The 16,944-nt window shown below is 46.5% G+C and carries 14 protein-coding genes and 1 pseudogene; 10 read left to right on the top strand and 5 right to left on the bottom strand.

Features of this window, described 5'->3' with window-relative positions:
• The first annotated feature begins 27 nt into the window (after positions 1–27).
• The 4 genes from E8E00_RS05255 (at position 28) to E8E00_RS17485 (ending at position 3,171) form a co-directional block, all read left to right on the top strand.
• Positions 28–1,623 carry a cytochrome ubiquinol oxidase subunit I gene (locus E8E00_RS05255; RefSeq protein WP_096628855.1) on the top strand — a complete coding sequence of 532 codons (1,596 nt, stop codon included), beginning with the start codon at positions 28–30 and terminating at the stop codon, positions 1,621–1,623.
• 9 nt (positions 1,624–1,632) lie between these two features.
• A complete protein-coding gene (gene cydB / locus E8E00_RS05260; protein WP_096628852.1) occupies positions 1,633–2,769 on the top strand; it encodes a cytochrome d ubiquinol oxidase subunit II in 1,137 nt (378 codons plus the stop codon).
• A gap of 10 nt (positions 2,770–2,779) precedes the next feature.
• On the top strand, positions 2,780–2,875 hold the full coding sequence (gene cydX / locus E8E00_RS05265) for a cytochrome bd-I oxidase subunit CydX (protein WP_096628850.1): 96 nt from the start codon (positions 2,780–2,782) through the stop codon (positions 2,873–2,875).
• 131 nt (positions 2,876–3,006) lie between these two features.
• Positions 3,007–3,171 (top strand): helix-turn-helix domain-containing protein, encoded by a 165-nt coding sequence (locus E8E00_RS17485; RefSeq protein ID WP_096628847.1) that lies wholly within the window; start codon positions 3,007–3,009, stop codon positions 3,169–3,171.
• Between the two features lie 20 nt (positions 3,172–3,191).
• Here the strand turns inward: E8E00_RS17485 and E8E00_RS05275 are convergent.
• Together E8E00_RS05275 and E8E00_RS05280 are read right to left on the bottom strand one after the other, a co-directional pair.
• A pseudogene (locus E8E00_RS05275) lies at positions 3,192–4,109 on the bottom strand (IS5 family transposase).
• Positions 4,110–4,389: 280 nt separating this feature from the next.
• Positions 4,390–5,355, bottom strand: a complete 966-nt coding sequence (locus E8E00_RS05280; RefSeq protein WP_096628844.1) for a TDT family transporter — start codon at positions 5,353–5,355, stop codon at positions 4,390–4,392.
• Positions 5,356–5,456: 101 nt separating this feature from the next.
• Between E8E00_RS05280 and E8E00_RS05285 the strand changes: the two genes are divergently transcribed.
• A complete protein-coding gene (locus tag E8E00_RS05285; RefSeq protein WP_205907400.1) occupies positions 5,457–6,338 on the top strand; it encodes a LysR family transcriptional regulator in 882 nt (293 codons plus the stop codon).
• A 48-nt stretch (positions 6,339–6,386) separates the two neighbouring features.
• Here E8E00_RS05285 and E8E00_RS05290 read toward each other — a convergent pair whose 3' ends face one another.
• Positions 6,387–7,346, bottom strand: a complete 960-nt coding sequence (locus tag E8E00_RS05290; RefSeq protein ID WP_096628838.1) for a hypothetical protein — start codon at positions 7,344–7,346, stop codon at positions 6,387–6,389.
• 694 nt (positions 7,347–8,040) lie between these two features.
• Positions 8,041–9,723 (bottom strand): BCCT family transporter, encoded by a 1,683-nt coding sequence (locus E8E00_RS05295; protein WP_096628835.1) that lies wholly within the window; start codon positions 9,721–9,723, stop codon positions 8,041–8,043.
• A 323-nt stretch (positions 9,724–10,046) separates the two neighbouring features.
• Between E8E00_RS05295 and E8E00_RS05300 the strand changes: the two genes are divergently transcribed.
• On the top strand, positions 10,047–10,508 hold the full coding sequence (locus E8E00_RS05300) for a DUF3429 domain-containing protein (protein WP_240531893.1): 462 nt from the start codon (positions 10,047–10,049) through the stop codon (positions 10,506–10,508).
• 150 nt (positions 10,509–10,658) lie between these two features.
• On the top strand, positions 10,659–12,275 hold the full coding sequence (locus E8E00_RS05305; RefSeq protein WP_096628832.1) for a methyl-accepting chemotaxis protein: 1,617 nt from the start codon (positions 10,659–10,661) through the stop codon (positions 12,273–12,275).
• 65 nt (positions 12,276–12,340) lie between these two features.
• Here E8E00_RS05305 and E8E00_RS05310 read toward each other — a convergent pair whose 3' ends face one another.
• Positions 12,341–12,814 (bottom strand): hypothetical protein, encoded by a 474-nt coding sequence (locus tag E8E00_RS05310; RefSeq protein WP_096628829.1) that lies wholly within the window; start codon positions 12,812–12,814, stop codon positions 12,341–12,343.
• Positions 12,815–13,148: 334 nt separating this feature from the next.
• Between E8E00_RS05310 and E8E00_RS05315 the strand changes: the two genes are divergently transcribed.
• From E8E00_RS05315 to pstA, 3 genes are all read left to right on the top strand, one after another.
• Entirely contained in the window at positions 13,149–14,189 is a 1,041-nt protein-coding gene (locus E8E00_RS05315) for a substrate-binding domain-containing protein (protein WP_069588285.1), read from the top strand.
• Between the two features lie 66 nt (positions 14,190–14,255).
• On the top strand, positions 14,256–15,638 hold the full coding sequence (pstC, locus tag E8E00_RS05320) for a phosphate ABC transporter permease subunit PstC (RefSeq protein WP_096628826.1): 1,383 nt from the start codon (positions 14,256–14,258) through the stop codon (positions 15,636–15,638).
• A complete protein-coding gene (pstA, locus tag E8E00_RS05325; RefSeq protein WP_077479195.1) occupies positions 15,631–16,935 on the top strand; it encodes a phosphate ABC transporter permease PstA in 1,305 nt (434 codons plus the stop codon). Before pstC ends, pstA begins: the two co-directional genes overlap by 8 nt.
• The last annotated feature ends 9 nt before the right edge of the window (positions 16,936–16,944 follow it).

A 16,944-nucleotide genomic window follows, 5' to 3' on the forward strand; every position in this document is an offset into this window, starting at 1 on the left:
CTACTCTGGTAGCGGGAAGGAGTCCTTATGTTTGCAGATGTCGTTGATCTGTCTCGGTTTCAGTTCGCTAGTACCGCACTCTATCACTTTATATTCGTCCCTCTGACCATAGGTTTGTCTTTCTTGCTAGCCGTTATGGAGTCTTTGTACGTCATGACGGGAAAAACCATCTACAAAGACATGACCAAATTCTGGGGTAAGTTATTCGGGATTAACTTCGCAGTAGGTGTCGCTACTGGTCTTACAATGGAGTTTCAATTTGGTACCAACTGGGCGTATTACGCTCACTATGTGGGCGATATTTTCGGGGCACCGCTCGCCATCGAAGCCTTGATTGCCTTCTTCCTCGAATCTACCCTAGTCGGCATGTTCTTCTTCGGTTGGGATCGATTATCAAAACGCCAACACTTGTCAGTCACTTGGCTTACAGCGCTAGGTTCGAACTTCTCTGGCTTATGGATTTTGATGGCGAACGGCTGGATGCAAAACCCTGTCGGCGCAGAATTCAATTACCAAACTATGCGAATGGAGATGATCAACTTTGCCGATGTGGTATTTAACCCTGTCACGCAAGTGAAGTTTGTTCATACCGTGGCTGCTGGTTACACCACAGGTGCTTTGTTTGTGATGGGCATCAGTGCTTACTACTTACTCAAAGGTCGAGATATCTCTTTCGCTCGCCGTTCGTTTGCGGTGGCGTCCGCATTTGGCATGGCTGCGATTGTGTCGACATTGATGCTGGGTGATGAATCGGGTTATAAGCTCGGTGATGTGCAACAGGTAAAACTCGCGGCAATTGAGTCCGAGTGGCACACCGAAGAAGCGCCCGCCTCGTTCACGTTATTTGGTTTACCAAACCAAGAAACTATGGAAACCGACTACGCCATTAAGATTCCATATCTAATGGGGATCATCGCGACTCGCTCACTGGATGAGCCAGTAATGGGCTTACGCGATCTAATGGCACAAAACGAAAATCGCATCCGTGATGGCATGCTGGCTTACGGCATGCTAGAGGAACTTCGTGCAGGTAACGACAGCCCAGAAAACATCGCTCAATTCGATGAGATGAAGAAAGACCTCGGTTACGGTCTGCTATTGAAGAAATACACTGAGAACGTCACCGATGCGACTGAAAGCCAAATCAAGCAAGCTGCGCAAGATACGATTCCTCAAGTGGCACCACTGTTCTGGAGCTTCCGAATCATGGTGGCTTGTGGGGTATTTATGTTCACGATTATCGGTTTGTCTTTCATCCAAGTCTGTCGCAGAAAATTAGGTTCGAGCCCTTGGTTATTGAGAGCAGCACTATGGGCGATCCCAGTGCCTTTCATAGCTTGTGAAGCGGGTTGGTTCGTTGCCGAATATGGACGTCAGCCATGGGCAATTGGTGAGGTACTTCCAGTCAATATGGCGGTATCTAATCTCGCACCAAGTGATATTTGGGTTTCGCTTGGCTTTGTTTATGTGTTCTACACGGCGTTCTTAATTGTAGAAATGTTCTTGATGGTGAAGTTTGCCAAACGTGGACCAAGCGTGCTCAAAACGGGTCGCTATCACCATGAAGAAAACAACGAAAAAGACAAACAATCCGACACATTCAAAGTGATTGATCAGCACTAAGGAGGCACTATGTTTGATTACGAAAACCTACGCCTATTTACTTGGGCGATCGTTGGTGTGCTGTTGATTGGTTTCACCATCACTGACGGATTTGATATGGGGGTAGCAGCGCTGCTCCCGGTTATGGGGAAAAAGAATCTAGAACGTCGCGTAATGCTTAACGCCATCGCGCCGCACTGGGATGGAAACCAAGTTTGGCTGATCACAGCTGGCGGTGCCATCTTCGCGATATGGCCCTTGATATACGCCGCAGCGTTTTCCGGCTTCTACATTGCCATGCTGTTGGTGCTCGCATCCCTTTGGTTGCGTCCTATCGGTATGGATTACCGAGCTAAAATCGATAATCCACAATGGCGCAATGTGTGTGATATCGCCTTGTTCATCAGCGGTGTTATTCCACCGATTATCTTTGGGGTTGGCTTCGGTAATTTGTTGGTTGGTGTACCGTTCGAGTTAAACAACTTGCTGATGTTGGATTATCAAGGTGGGTTCTTTGACTTGCTTACCCCATTCCCAATTCTTTGTGGCTTGGTGAGTTTGAGCATGGTGGTGACGCAAGGTGCTGCTTTCCTTCAAATGAAAACCAAGCATGAGCTACGTACTCGAGCACAAAACATCACGTTGTGGGGCGCGGGGGCAACCATGCTGCTGTTTATGTTCGGTGGTTTGTTTGCGACATCGCAATCAGGTTACATCATCATCGGCGCGATGCTCAAAGATGGCATTTCAAACCCACTCAACAAACAAGTGGTGAGCATCGCTGGTGACTTATTGCATAACTTCAGTGAAACGCGGCAACTTTTGCTGATTCCGTTCACTGCGATAATGAGCTTACTAGTGTGCTTTTGGGCAACGGTCTCCCGCCGTGCAGGGGTGGCGTTCACGATGTCGAGTATTGCGATCGCTTGCATAATTTTAACCGCGGGCGTCACCTTGTTCCCTATGATTATGCCATCAAGCATTAACCCATCGCACAGCTTAACGCTATGGGACGCAACATCGAGTGAGAAAACCCTCGGCATCATATCTATCGTCGCCATCATCGTTTTACCAATAATTCTGAGTTATACCGCATGGTGTTACTACAAAATGTTCGGACGTTTAGATAAAACCTATATCCGAATCAATAGCTCGTCGCTTTATTAAGGAGATAAGTATGTGGTATGTATGTTGGGTGCTTGGCGTATTTTTAGCTTGTACCTTTAGTATCATTATTGGCTTATGGACAGAGCGCTTTAGTTGTTTTGAATAGAGGTTGCTATTTCATAACAAGGTAAGCCTGAATTCAGATAATAAGTGCAACACTCATGGTTAAACTGGCGAGAGGAAGTTAACTGCTGATAGTGGTACGCTTCTCATCGCCAAAATCAAAACGTGATTACCATGAGTTACCAGCAGTTGACCGAAAGACAACGATACCGGATTTCTGCCCTTTTGGCCCGTGGCTGTTCACAAACAGTCATTGCCGAAACCCTCTGTAAGTCAAAATCAACAATATCGAGAGAGCTAAGTGGCGTTGTTGATCAAATCATTTATATAACATACTGATATAGATGGGGTTTCTCCCATCAATTAACTCGGTAACTAACAGGCATACCAAGTTTTATGACTTTGTTTATTGCTTTCACGTTGGCCAACTCTTCGCCAACTTGGGCATCACAGTTGAGTAGGATCAGCTTAGGGCTGATTAACGCTTTGTATCGGGATATGCCTGTTTCTGACAGAGAGCGTTGGTGATAACCTTCTTCTCGTTTCCAGTTTGCCAAGTTACCCGACTTTAAGGCGCTGACGGCTGCATTGCGAGGATGAGTATTCTCCCAATAACCCGCATTGCTGCGCGGTGGGATGGTCGGTTTGATGCCTTTTTTCTTGAGCATCTGATGAAAGTCTTTCGTATCGTACGCGCCGTCAGCACTGACTTGGGCAATTTTTAGGCGTAACGGGTTGAGCAGCGTCGGCAAGGCTTCATTGTCACCGACAGAGGCTAAGCTAACAACGGCAGAAATCACTTCATGTGTACTGCCATCAATCGCGAGATGAAGCTTGCGCCAAACACGGCGTTTTCCCTTGCCATGTTTGCGCATGTTCCATTCTCCCTCGCCAAACACTTTTAAACCGGTGGCATCAATGACGACGTGAGCAACGGGCCCACGACTGGGTAATCGGTAATTAACTTCAACCGTCTTCGCCCGTTTACTGATACAACTGTATTACGGCGATTTTAGCGGTACGTCCATCAAACCAAATATCGAGTCGAGAAAGCCTTGAAGGGCGCGAAGAGGGAGCTTGAAAATACCTTTAACCATCAGTGCTGTTTCAATGGCACCATCGGTAAACGTAAAGCCTCTGCCTCGTTTTCCATGATGCTCTTTGCAGTGCCAAGTCTGGATAGCGGTGTCATCAACCCAAAAGGTAATCGAACCACGATTAATCAGTGCTTGATTGTATTGCTTCCAATTGCTGATTTTGTACTTGGCTTTGCTCATCATCTGTGACCTGTTTGAGGCGTTGATGATCTGATCGCGGCTTGGATTATAAGTTCAATGATCTAGGAAACAACGCTGTTTGACTAAGGTGGATCAATTTTAAATCGACGTTAGTGGGTCAATTTTACATCGGCGATAACACTGTTGCCCGCTTGAATACTCGACCGAGAACATGTTTTGGCTTTAGGCAGCCTAGCGTTATCTTTAACAAGTTCTGCTAGGCTGCGGACGAGAGTGTTGCACTTCGCGGTTAATTATACTAATGGGGATAAGATATTATTTACTTTTCTTGTGCAAGTATTAATGATTTAAAATGTAACAAATAATGAAAAAAAACAAGTGATACAACCAGACTAGCAATAATTATTTCGACTAATGCTAGATACTCTATTTGATTAATAAATCTAAGGTCAATATTCATGGTGATCATCCACTTACTTAGTTTAAATAGTGCAGTGGCACCAATAACCATAGGGAATGTAAACGCTGCATACCCTGGGCAAAATGGGCGGCGTAGAAGCTTAAAGAATGCTACGTATATAATAAATGTCATTAATGTGGCAATACCAAATAATAATGCGACGATAATAGGGGATGGTGTGCTTATTATGTTTAAATAACCAGCTAGAGATAAGCTTGCTGGCGCTGCTAAAATAGCTATGGTTGGTTGAGCAGCATAAGGTATGTGTGGCTCGAAAATGATTCGGTAAATCATTATCGGTAACATCACGGCATATGCTGTAATTCCAAAGTACAATGCTAATTTTGCGAATATAATAAGTTCAGGATTTCCCGAGAATGAGACATCAGCAACGATTATACCAACGGGAGGGACAAACCAACTTGGAACCATATGCTGTATTTTAAATTTTTTGACACGATGATAAACAAAAATAGACAGAAAAACTAAATGTAATAAAAGTGCTAACATCCAGAGTAGGTCACCAGCGACAGGATAAAACTGCCCGAGAGAGTTAGAAATGATTAGTGTGCACATAGCAAATGTTGGTAGAACACTACCGACTACTGGATGAGATAAGTCTTCTTTTAATAGTTGAGGGTGTAAGAAAAACTTTAGTAGTAAAATCAACAAAAAAACACTAGCTATAGTGGCTCCTGAATACTGTGCTAAGCCGCTCAAATTGAATACGTTCTCCCATGCCCAACCAAGGCTAGCTATACCAAGAGCTAATCCAGCCACGGGTGAAGGTACACTTGGTAATTTAGTCTTTACATGCTTAAACATCGTGAATATAACCTTTTGTCTTATCTTGGAGATGATCTTATACTAGGTTCATGTTGATAAAAATATAATTATATTAAACCTCTGTTAAGGAAAACTAAACGATAATGAATATATCACTGAAACAGCTCAAAGTATTTGTCGCCATCACTCAGCACACTACGCTGACTGCCGCCTCTGAATCCCTTTTTTTGTCTAAGGCTGCCGTCAGCATGGCATTGAGTGAACTTGAAAAACAGCTAGGGCACCCATTATTTGATCGTATAAATAACCGGCTCATGCTAAACCAAGAAGGCCAGAAATTACTGCCACTTGCAGATGAATTGATAAGTAGAGTGAGCACAATCGATAGTCTTTTTCTAGATAACGCACCTGTCACAGGTACTCTAAGAATTGGAGCTAGTGACACTATAGGTAATCACTTACTACCTTGTCTATTAAGTGATTTTAGGAAAAAACAGGAGCATTTCTCACAGAAAATATTGATCTCAAATTCGGAATATATTCATAAAAAGCTTTTAGATTACGAACTGGATATAGCATTAGTTGAAGGGAAAGCATATGAAAACGATTTAGTATCTCGTGTCTTTAACCATGACTCTATGTGTATTATTTCTCCTAAAAATCATCACCTTATAAATAAATCAAAAGTTAATTTCGAAGATTTAAATAATAGCCACTGGGTTTTAAGAGAAGAAGGTTCAGGATCACGAACTTTCTTCTTAAATAAGATAGCGCCTAATATAGAACATTGGAAAAAAAGTGTAGAGTTGAACACGACTGAAGCATTGATAAATTGCGTGGCTAACGGTTTCGGGCTAGGTTGTCTATCGTCACTTTCTGCTCAATACGCGATTCGTGATGGCCGTATTAGTCGAATAGAATTAAATTACCCTATGCGTAGAGATTTTTGGATGGTAATGCATAAGGATAAATATAAGAATCCTTTATTGAAAAAATTTATAGAGTTTTGTGAACAGTATTAGGTATCTACGGTGATAGTAAATATAAATAAGCTCATAATTACTATGATTTTAATCTGATATTGATAATTTTTCTAGGAATCTATTTCTCGGTTTTAAAATGGTCAATGTTTGATTAGCAAAATTAATGATAGAAGGATGTCTAGACAAAAAATTAGATCCTAGTCGGAGTTGATTATTTTTATTAATCGTTCGATGATCGTGTACACTTCCGGTTATAATAATATTTATAATGGTAGACTGGAAGGTTACTTCGCCAATACTAAATCTTTGCAATTTCCAACGGTTGCCAGAATTTACTAGTATATTCTTATTAATCAGCATTTCACGTTCGTTGTCTGTGACGTACAAGGTGCCACTGTCACCAGTATCGAAATCGATCAGTATAGGGGAACCACCTAAAATGCCCTTAACTGTAGGTAGCGCGTCATTTTCAGTCGTGAAAGGAATCGAAATAGATATATCACTGTTTCTCGGAGAAGAGATCAGAATAGAACCGTCTCTTCCTGTTTTAAAAATTAATAGTTGATAGCGTTTGAAATCTAATATAAAAGCATTCTTGTCAATCAATTTTTTACCAATAAATCCCAGGAAGTCATTACCTAAGCTATTGGAAGTAAAGCCAAAATTTCCGCTGCGAATAGATTTGGTAACTGGAAGTTTCTGCCCACTGATTTTAATTAGAGGTGCAGGATGCTCCTTAACCTCAATAAATTGACCAGAAGCAGTAAACCCAGTACTAATCACTTTACTTTCGGGTAAAGAAAGAGCGTCACGATTTAAAAATACGGCATCTGGTGTACCATTATCAAACATGACTACTCCTTTTTTTTCACCAATAGTAACTGCAATCATAGGCTTGTCGCTATCTCGTAAAGAGAATGGGATCGACCGAAACAGCTGATTTTCTGATACTAATCTTGCATTCGCAGGCATAGAGATGATGAAAGTGAAAAAAATATTTATTAATGCTTTTTCGATAAGTGTCGGAAAATTTTTCATTGCAGGCATAATATGTTCCCTTTTCGCTGAAAATAAACTAGATCTATGGTTATAGGGTTTCCATTATATTGAAAAATCTAGGTGTCGTATTATCATAATTAATAAGGGATAAAATTTCTATTTCATATTTTATTTTCTTCTTTTGGTAGATATTTTTATAAATTCACTCATAGGACTCTGACCAGAGGTTTGAGGGATGGTTCAATATAATTTGAATGTAATCTCTAGATATAATGATTTATAAAGAAGGTTTAGACTTTACGGCTAGGCTCATATTACTGGACCTCCAGGGTGCTCAGTAAGTATACCCTCAAGAGTACTTACCTGCGTGAAATCACTGAAGAAGAGGTGATACAAGCTGTGGCCAGGTTGAATGCTCGACCAAGAAAATGTCTTGGTCTATGCAGCCTAGCGTTATCTTTAACAAGTTATGTCAGGCTGTAGACGAGAGTGTTGCTCTTCGCGGCTGAATCTGCGCATACGTCCTAGTCTGTCCTATGGGAAATATTTACCCGTGATATCACAGAGGTTAGTAAGAAAGATGGTCTTGAACTGCCGAATTAGTTCGATAAACGCTCAACCGTTACCTTGTCAGATAAATTAGTGGCGTCATTACAAATAAATGTGAGTCAGTGGTGAGAGTCTTATCAGTTGCTATGCGCCACCCAATGCGGTGGCGCTTTTGTTACGTGCCCACTCAGATTTACTGCTTAGCTTGCGATGTGTTCGATGCAGTCGATTTACCCATCGACTCTTCAAGCAAGGATTTCAGCACACTGATTGTCATGAGGATCAGAAGGATACTGATAGGCAATGCGGTGACCATATTGGCCGTTTGCAGTGCTTTCAAGCCGCCTGCGACCAACAGCACGGCGGCAACCGCCCCGATCATCGACCCCCAAAAAATACGGAAACGCTTCGGTGGATGCTCATTGCCCATTGAAAGGATCGTGGTAAGCACCAGCGTGCTAGAGTCCGACGAGGTGATAAACCAGCTAAATAGCAAGAAAATCATCATGGCATTGAGGATCCATCCCGTGATACCACCGCCAGTGATCCCATCGGCACTGGCAAAGAGTGCAGCGGGTAAGTCCCAGCTATTCACCAAATCAATGATCCCTGCGCTACCAATCCCAGTGTCAGCGACAAGCTCTTGATGTAGGGCATTACCACCAAAGATAGCGAGCCACGCAAAAATCATTAGTGTTGGCGCACACAGCACACCAAAGATAAATTCGCGTAAGGTGCGACCGCGTGAAATACGCGCAATAAACAGGCCAATAAAGGGCGCCCACGCAATCCACCATCCCCAGTAGAAAATGGTCCACGCATTTTGCCATGCCGAGGGTCCTTGCTCATCAGGGAACCACAGTCCCATTGGCATAAAGTTCACCAAGTAGTCACCCAGCGAGACGCCAAAAATCTGAATCAGCCAAGTTGTCGGGCCACCAAACAGGAAGTAGGCGATCACAAGGGCAGAAACAATAATGTTCCACTCAGAGATAATCCGAATCCCTTTACCCACGCCAGATAGCGCAGACATAATGGAAGCCACAGAGATCAGCGCAATGAGTATTACTTGAGTGACCACGCCGGGATCAATCCCAAATAAACGATCCAGCCCCACGGCAATTTGGCTGACGCCTAACCCCAGTGAGGTCGCAACCCCAAAGACACAACCCAGCACGCCAAGAATATCGATGGCATGCCCCATCGGGCCATAAATACGCTCACCAATGAGTGGATAGACGGTCGAACGTAGGGCCAGAGGCAGTTTCTTACGAAACGAAAAATAGGCCAACGCGAGCCCGACAATCACATACACCGCCCAGCCATGAAAGCCCCAATGGAAATAGGTGACTCGCAACGCATCGGCGGCACGGTCAAAGCCCATGGAGGTCGCCCCAGCCATATCGGCATACGGGTTGTTGGGGTAGCCGAACGCACCACTTGTATCAAAGTAGAACGTGGGTTCGGCTACCCCAAAAAACAGTACGCCAATCCCGACACCAGCCGAAAAAAGCATGGCTAACCAAGAAAACGTGCTGAACTCGGGGCGATCGTCATCATCTCCCAGACGGATGCTGCCTAAGCGCGTGACGGCAATGATCAAGCTGGTCGTGAGAAGCAACACTAGCACCATCATGTAGTACCAACCAAAGGTGGATTCGACCCAGCCTCGTGCAGTTGCAAAAATCGTGGCAGCAAGATCGGTGTTAAAGCCTGTAAACAGAACGAAGGCGAAAACCAGAAGGGTAGCGGCGATCATCATATTTTTGTGAACGCCTTTGAAAAGGCCGCTTTGGGTTACGCGGTTTTCAAATGGGTGGTAAGTCGGGCGCATTGATTCGGCGCCGGATGTACTTCGTGTACGTTGCGTTGACATGAATAACTCCTCTTTCAAACGCGAAAAATTAGGGTAGCGGTAAGCGCTAATGGTGCTCCTTAAACAAGCGGAAAAATTGACGAACTATCGGCTCGCCGCATGGCTGCTGTCGGCAAAAATTAGCAGCCTGTGAAAACGAATTCGGGCAGCAATGTACTCAATATTCGCTATATTTGCAAAAAACTGAGGGACAAATCACAGCTAAAAGTTGTAAAACGCCGAGAAAATCAGCAAAAAATGTCGATAAGACGACCAAGTCAGACTGGGCTTCGTATACTGAAAACAGACCTCAACGTGACCGTTTTTTTGATGGGAGTAGCTTCATGAAACCTCAACCTTCTGCGCGCGATACCATGCTGCAACTTGGCTATCTGGGTTTGGTTCCGTTTATTGGCGGGGTAATTATTACTTGGGCCGATTTAACCTTATTTGGACTCAGTGGTGAGCAGCTATTTTTAAGCTACAGTGCGGTGATTTTAAGTTTCTTATCTGGCGTGTTGTGGGGCAATGGTATCGACCATTTTTCCCATAAACTCAGTCGTAATGCCTTATTGCTGAGTAACTTATTCGCTCTACTGGCATGGGGTGCGCTCATTCAAGGGGCAACGCAATACGTGATCGCCACTGGCATTCTCACTGCGGGTTACTTGGCGGTATGGTTGGCTGAAAAATGGATCCGAAAGAGCGAACGTGAGGAGCAGCAGCCCGCTGCTTACCAAGTGATGCGTGGCCGATTGACTGCAGGTGTGGTGGGCTGTCATGGTTTACTGTTACTGGTGGCATAACGTCTGCTTCTGGCCTACAGTCGCGAGTTTTTGTGACAATGAAAAATGGACTTAGATTGAACCTATCACAGTGATTGGTCGTACCCGTTAGCTTACTGACAAAAGAATAATTATTCTTTTATCAATGCCAATAGGTGTAGCGGGGGCAAAATGACGATCATTCAATACCTACGAGTAATCTTTCTCACATTAGGCGTCGCTGTTGCGGTCAGTGGCGCTTATCTATTTAGCGAAATTAAAACGGTGAAAGTACAGTTTAACGACGTTGTTGAACGAAATGTTCGACTTCTTAGCACCGTCTCTGATCTTCGTTATTTCACCGTGACCTATCGTCGTTTTGCGCTTGATTATGGCCTGACAGATAGCCGCCAAGAACACCGAGATATTTTGGTGAAAATTGAACGTAATGACGAAGCAGTTAGCCAAGCCTTATCTGACATGGAAGCTTTGACGGTACGAGATGCCAATAGCCAAGCAGTGGCAGATATTGCCGACAGGCTGGATGCGTATCGCCAAATGCAGAACGACTATATCAGTTTGATTGATAACGGTCAGATGGAGGATGCGCGTCGTAAAATGCTTGGGCCGATGCTGGCACCTTTTGATCAAATTGTGGAGAACCTTGCCACCTTACAAGCATCGATAGAAGAACAAGCCAACGCGATTAAAACGCGCGAGGCGAACAAAATCGAACAGCTGGTTTATATTGGCATCGCGGTGATTATTGCATTGATCGCGTTAATGATTGGGGTAGCCCTGCTTCTTCAACAGCGTATTCGTGGTCCGCTTGCGCGCTTAGTCGCGCAGATGCAGCGAGTTGAGAGTGGCGACTTAACCCAACGTCTTAGTTTGGATGCGTTTAATCGTGATGAACTCGGGCAAGCAGCGCAGACATTTGACCAAATGCAAAGCAGTGTAACCGGACTGATTAGCGCTTTAGTTGCGGGAACTGAACGTTTGCAAGCGGTGAGTGATGAGCTATCCAACCAAGTGACCGACACCGTCAGGAGTGTTGAACAACAGCGTGGCGAGTTATCACAATTAGCGAGCGCGATGACGCAGATGGAATCGACCTTTGGGGAAGTTGCTACCAATACGGTCAATGCAGCGGAGCAAACGGATAAATCACGCGATTACGCTGAGCAAGGGCGAAAGACTTTTGAGCAGTCGTATCAGCAAAGTGTGGCGGCACAGGACCAAGTAAATAAGGCGTCGCAAGTTATTGAAGCTTTGAGCGCAGACAGTGAGAGTATCGGCAAAGTGTCTGAAGTGATCAGTACAATTGCAGAGCAAACCAACCTGTTGGCACTGAATGCTGCGATTGAAGCGGCGCGAGCGGGGGAGGCCGGCCGTGGCTTTGCGGTGGTCGCTGACGAGGTTCGTGGATTAGCCACTAAAACCCAGTCATCCACGGATGAGATCAATCAAATCATTGAAGGATTACAAACCAAAGCGCGTCAGGCCTATCAAGTGATGACGGAGAGTCAAACGCTTACCCAAAAAAGCTTGGATGACGCGAAACGCGCGGCAGAAGCAATTGAAACGATTAATGCAGCGACACAGCAAGTGTCCGAAATGACCGGAGCGATTGCGACCGCCACAGAGGAGCAAACCACGGCGGCGGGCGATCTGAACCAAAATGTGTCGGCGATTCACCGTGCCGCGGAGTCGCTCGCAGAGACTGCAGAGAAAACGCGGGACGCCTATGAGCGACTGGAGAAAGAAAACGCCAGCATTCGCGAGCAAGCCCAAGCGTTTCGACTCTAACATCTCACAGTAGCCATATATGCAAAATGCGCCTAACCGGCGCATTTTTTGTGGGATGAACTGAACTAGCGAAATAAATAGAGAGACAGAAAGTAATTCACGTTGTGATTGATGGTTCGCAGTACCGCGGTTGTGCTGGCGTTGGTCTGCTCGGAAACATCCCAGGGTACAAATTTGCCATAGCTGGGCAGTGCAAGGCCCGATTGCACTGCGGCGGGTGAAAGGGCGACTAAATAGTCAACATAGTTTAACGATAAGCTGGCCAAAGGCACCGGCACAATGTCCGCGGTTGAGATTTGAAATTGAATCAACGCCCGTGCGGCCGGCTCGGTTGCCATGTCAGGACTGGTGTGACAGCACACGATCTCAAAAAACGCTCCGGCTTTGTTCTGCATAATGGCGCTTGCCATTAACGAGGCGCCCTGAAGCCCATCACACAAAAACAGAACCGACGGTTTACTGGGTTGGGATTGGGTGTTTTTTATTCTCGCCCGATGCGACTTAATTGAGCGCGCGAGGCTATCGTTTGGCTCCGCCATGATGAATCCTTACGGCTATTCCCTGTTTTACGCTAGGATGCTGTGCAGCCCCATGCCACACGACTTAAATAGTGCTTATACCCGTTTCTAACCGGCGTTGCAGCACGAAAAAGCTTGGCTATATCCTAGCGATACCGCCGCGCAACGCGAGCGTGTGAGCGCCAATTTTTGCGTTGCTTACCAAAGGATCGGCCTGTCATTAAAGCTTCATCGTCTCATCAAGGAAGTGTCACGAACCCTGCTTAAGGTGTTTCACAGCTAACCGAGTTCTTCGTCATGTGCAGGTTGGACAATTTGCACAGCACTAACTTAAACAATCGACTTGGAGGTTGATGTGAAACTCAAAGCTCTCTTTGCTGCTACTACAGTATCAATGGCCGTATTGGCCGCGGGTAGCGCAACGGCCGCAAACCGTGACTACATTAGCATCGTTGGCTCTTCTACCGTTTACCCTTTTGCTACTGTGGTTGCTGAGCGCTTCGGTCGCACGTCGCAATACTCAGTACCCAAAATCGAATCAACTGGTTCAGGCGGTGGCTTGAAGCTGTTCTGTGCAGGTGTGGGTGAAAATACACCAGATATCACGAATGCATCACGCAAAATCAAAAGCTCTGAGATTGAGCGTTGTAAAGCCAATGGCGTAGACGACATCGTCGAAATCAAAATTGGTTATGACGGCATCGCCTTTGCGAACTCAAAAGCATCGCCACAATATGACGTATCACTGAAAGATCTTTACACCGCACTGGCTAAAACCGTGCCGGACGGCAAAGGCAACTTCATCGACAACCCACACAAAACGTGGAAAGACGTGAACCCATCGCTGCCGAAAACCAAGATCGAAGTGCTAGGTCCACCACCAACGTCAGGTACACGTGATGCGTTTGTTGAACTCGCTATGGAAGCAGGCTGTTCTCAATATCCTGAAATCGCCGCGCTAGAAGACAGTGATGAAGACAAATTCAAAGCCATTTGTCACGGTATGCGTGAAGATGGTGCCTTTATCGAAGCGGGCGAAAACGACAACTTGATCGTGCAAAAGCTTGAAGCAAATCCAGATGCGTTCGGTATCTTTGGGTACAGCTTCCTCGAGCAGAATGCCGATAAAGTTCAAGGCGCAAAAATTGCCGGTGTTGAGCCGACGTTTGATGCGATTGGTAGTGGCGAGTATCCCGTATCACGCTCACTCTACTTCTATGTGAAGAAAGCGCATGAAGATGTGATCCCAGGCTTGAAAGAGTATGTGAATGCCTTTACGGCAGAAGATGCTATCGGCGAAATGGGCTATTTGACCGACCGTGGTCTGATCCCATTGGCAAGCCAAGAATGGAACAACGTACGCACTGCAGCGGTGAACCTAAACCCGAATTTGTAATTGCAGTGTGAACGCGAAAAGGTGGCACACGCGCTGTGTCACCTTTATTCGTGTTCAGGAGGAACAATGACCACATCCATGTTGATGACCGTAATTGCGCTGATTGCAATTTCAGGCTTCTTTCTTGCTCGAACACGTTCAATCAAACTGGCCGATATGGCTGGTGGATTGAGCAAGCTTCACTCTCGCCCCAACTACTATGGCTCTTATGTTGCGATTCTCGCCGCCATTCCGGCGTTGATTCTACTGCTGCTATGGCAAGCCGTGGAGCCGAACTTGATCCACAGTTTGGTGATGGCACAGATCCCAGATAGCTACCTTGTGCGCATCAATAGCCATGATTTGGTCTACAGCCAAATCGGGAACATTGCCAGTGGCATCACCCAAACTGACGATGCTGTCTTGTTAGCAGCGGCTGAACACTATCAATCCCTCCATGCGTTAGGGAACACCTTGCGTTTTACCGTCATGACAACATTGGCGTTGGCCGGATTTGCCTTTGGATGGCGCTCGCTGCGGCCGCGGCTAAGGGCCCGCAACCGTGTCGAGAACGTGATGCAGGCGTTTTTGCTGCTTTGTTCGACGTTAGCCATTCTGACCACGCTAGGCATTGTGCTCTCAGTGCTGTTTGAAGCCCTTCGCTTTTTCCAGATGATCTCGATTACCGACTTTATCTTCGGGACGGAGTGGTCACCGCAAATTGCTTTGCGCGCAGATCAGCAAGGGGCAAGTGGCTCTTTTGGCGCGATTCCGCTGTTCACCGGCACCTTGATGATCTCGATTATCGCCATGTGTATTGCGGCGCCTGTAGGGCTGATGAGTGCCATCTATCTCGCTGAATACGCCTCACCGCGTGTACGCAGTATCGTGAAGCCGATTCTTGAAATTCTCGCTGGTATTCCGACCGTGGTGTATGGCTTTTTCGCTGCATTAGTCGCGGCACCGGTGATCCGTGACGTTGCGCAAGCGATCGGGTTTGAGAGTGCATCCTCGGAAAGCGCACTGGCGGCAGGGTTTGTCATGGGGGTGATGATCATCCCGTTTGTGTCTTCATTATCCGACGATGTGATCACCGCCGTGCCGCAGTCATTGCGCGATGGCTCGCTCGGGCTGGGGGCAACGCCATCTGAAACCATCCGCCAAGTGGTTATTCCAGCCGCGTTACCGGGCATTGTCGGGGGACTCTTGCTTGCCGTATCCCGTGCCATTGGCGAAACCATGATTGTAGTCATGGCCGCTGGCCTTTCGGCTAACCTCACCGCGAACCCACTTGATTCGGTCACCACGGTTACCGTGCAGATCGTAACCCTGCTGGTGGGCGACCAAGAGTTTGATAGCCCGAAAACCTTGGCCGCATTTGCACTGGGTTTGACGCTCTTTGTTGTGACGCTAGCGCTGAACTTTGTTGCGCTCCGTATTGTGAAGAAATATCGAGAACAATATGACTGATAAAATTGCACAGATCGCGCAAAACAAGCGCGCGCGAGTAAAAGCAGGCCTTGCCAAACGACGCGGACGCGAAGGACGCTTTCGTTGGTATGGCATTGGGTCGATTTTGTTGGCGTTTACGTTTTTGGTGGTATTGCTTGGGTCAATCATCTCGCAAGGCTATACCGCCTTCTACACCACAGAAATTCGCCTCACGGTCGATTTAAGCGCCGAAAAGCTTGGCATTGAGGGCAAACCGCTCAATGACGAAACATTGCAATACCTGAGCTATCGCTCGGTACTGGCCGATGCCATTTTTGCTACCTTGCCAGACGTGACGTCACGTACGGATAAGCGCGAGCTATTCCGCTTCCTTTCCACGGGGGCGGAGTACGATTTGCGCGACCGCGTAGCCGCAGATCCTAGCCTTGTTGGACAGCAAATCGATATTTGGGCGCTTGCTGGAGACAACGTCAACCAGTTCAACAAAGGCAATATCGACGGCAACTTACCGGAGTCTTATCGTCAGTTTAAAGACAAGCACATTGGTTGGTTTAACCAACTGCAAAGCGATGATCGGATCCGTACCGTGTTTAACACCCGCTTTTTCACCAATGGTGATAGCCGCGATGCCGAACTCGCTGGAATTTGGGGTGCGACGGTCGGATCCTTCTACACCTTACTGGTCACCCTAGTGCTGAGCTTTCCGATTGGGGTAGCCGCGGCGATTTACTTGGAAGAGTTTGCGCCACGCAACCGCATTACCGAGATCATTGAAATTAACATCAATAACCTCGCGGCCGTGCCTTCGATTGTGTTTGGTTTGCTGGGGCTGGCGGTATTCCTTAACTTTGCTGACTTACCGCGTTCTGCGCCGGTTGTGGGCGGCTTGGTGCTTACCCTTATGACGCTGCCAACCATCATTATCTCCAGCCGTGCCTCTATTAAAGCGGTACCACCTTCGGTACGTGACGCCGCGCTAGGGGTAGGGGCCTCCAAGATGCAAATGGTGATTCACCATGTGTTGCCATTAGCGATGCCAGGCATGCTCACCGGCACCATCATTGGGATGGCACAAGCGCTAGGTGAAACCGCACCGCTTCTTATGATCGGTATGGTGGCGTTTATTGTCGACATTCCATCTGGGCCACTCGATGCGGCGACCGCGCTACCTGTACAAATCTATTTATGGGCAGAGAATCCTGAAAAGGGCTTTGTCGAAAACACCTCTGGCGCAATTATGGTGCTGCTGGCATTCCTTGCTTTTATGAATGCCTGCGCCGTGATTATGCGTAAGCGTCTCGAGCGACGCTGGTAAGTCGGGAGA

The organism is Salinivibrio sp. YCSC6, assembly GCF_004916735.1.
Classification (GTDB): Bacteria; Pseudomonadota; Gammaproteobacteria; order Enterobacterales; family Vibrionaceae; genus Salinivibrio; species Salinivibrio proteolyticus.

Excerpts from the sequence above, each read along its gene's own strand:
- E8E00_RS05255 (WP_096628855.1), top strand. The coding sequence starts at position 28 with ATGTTTGCAGATGTCGTTGATCTGTCTCGGTTTCAGTTCGCTAGTACC.
- E8E00_RS05295 (WP_096628835.1), bottom strand. The coding sequence starts at position 9,723 with ATGTCAACGCAACGTACACGAAGTACATCCGGCGCCGAATCAATGCGC.
- E8E00_RS17485 (WP_096628847.1), top strand. The coding sequence starts at position 3,007 with ATGAGTTACCAGCAGTTGACCGAAAGACAACGATACCGGATTTCTGCC.
- pstA (WP_077479195.1), top strand. The coding sequence starts at position 15,631 with ATGACTGATAAAATTGCACAGATCGCGCAAAACAAGCGCGCGCGAGTA.
- E8E00_RS05280 (WP_096628844.1), bottom strand. The coding sequence starts at position 5,355 with ATGTTTAAGCATGTAAAGACTAAATTACCAAGTGTACCTTCACCCGTG.
- cydB (WP_096628852.1), top strand. The coding sequence starts at position 1,633 with ATGTTTGATTACGAAAACCTACGCCTATTTACTTGGGCGATCGTTGGT.
- cydX (WP_096628850.1), top strand. The coding sequence starts at position 2,780 with ATGTGGTATGTATGTTGGGTGCTTGGCGTATTTTTAGCTTGTACCTTT.
- E8E00_RS05310 (WP_096628829.1), bottom strand. The coding sequence starts at position 12,814 with ATGGCGGAGCCAAACGATAGCCTCGCGCGCTCAATTAAGTCGCATCGG.
- E8E00_RS05290 (WP_096628838.1), bottom strand. The coding sequence starts at position 7,346 with ATGCCTGCAATGAAAAATTTTCCGACACTTATCGAAAAAGCATTAATA.
- pstC (WP_096628826.1), top strand. The coding sequence starts at position 14,256 with ATGACCACATCCATGTTGATGACCGTAATTGCGCTGATTGCAATTTCA.
- E8E00_RS05305 (WP_096628832.1), top strand. The coding sequence starts at position 10,659 with ATGACGATCATTCAATACCTACGAGTAATCTTTCTCACATTAGGCGTC.
- E8E00_RS05300 (WP_240531893.1), top strand. The coding sequence starts at position 10,047 with ATGAAACCTCAACCTTCTGCGCGCGATACCATGCTGCAACTTGGCTAT.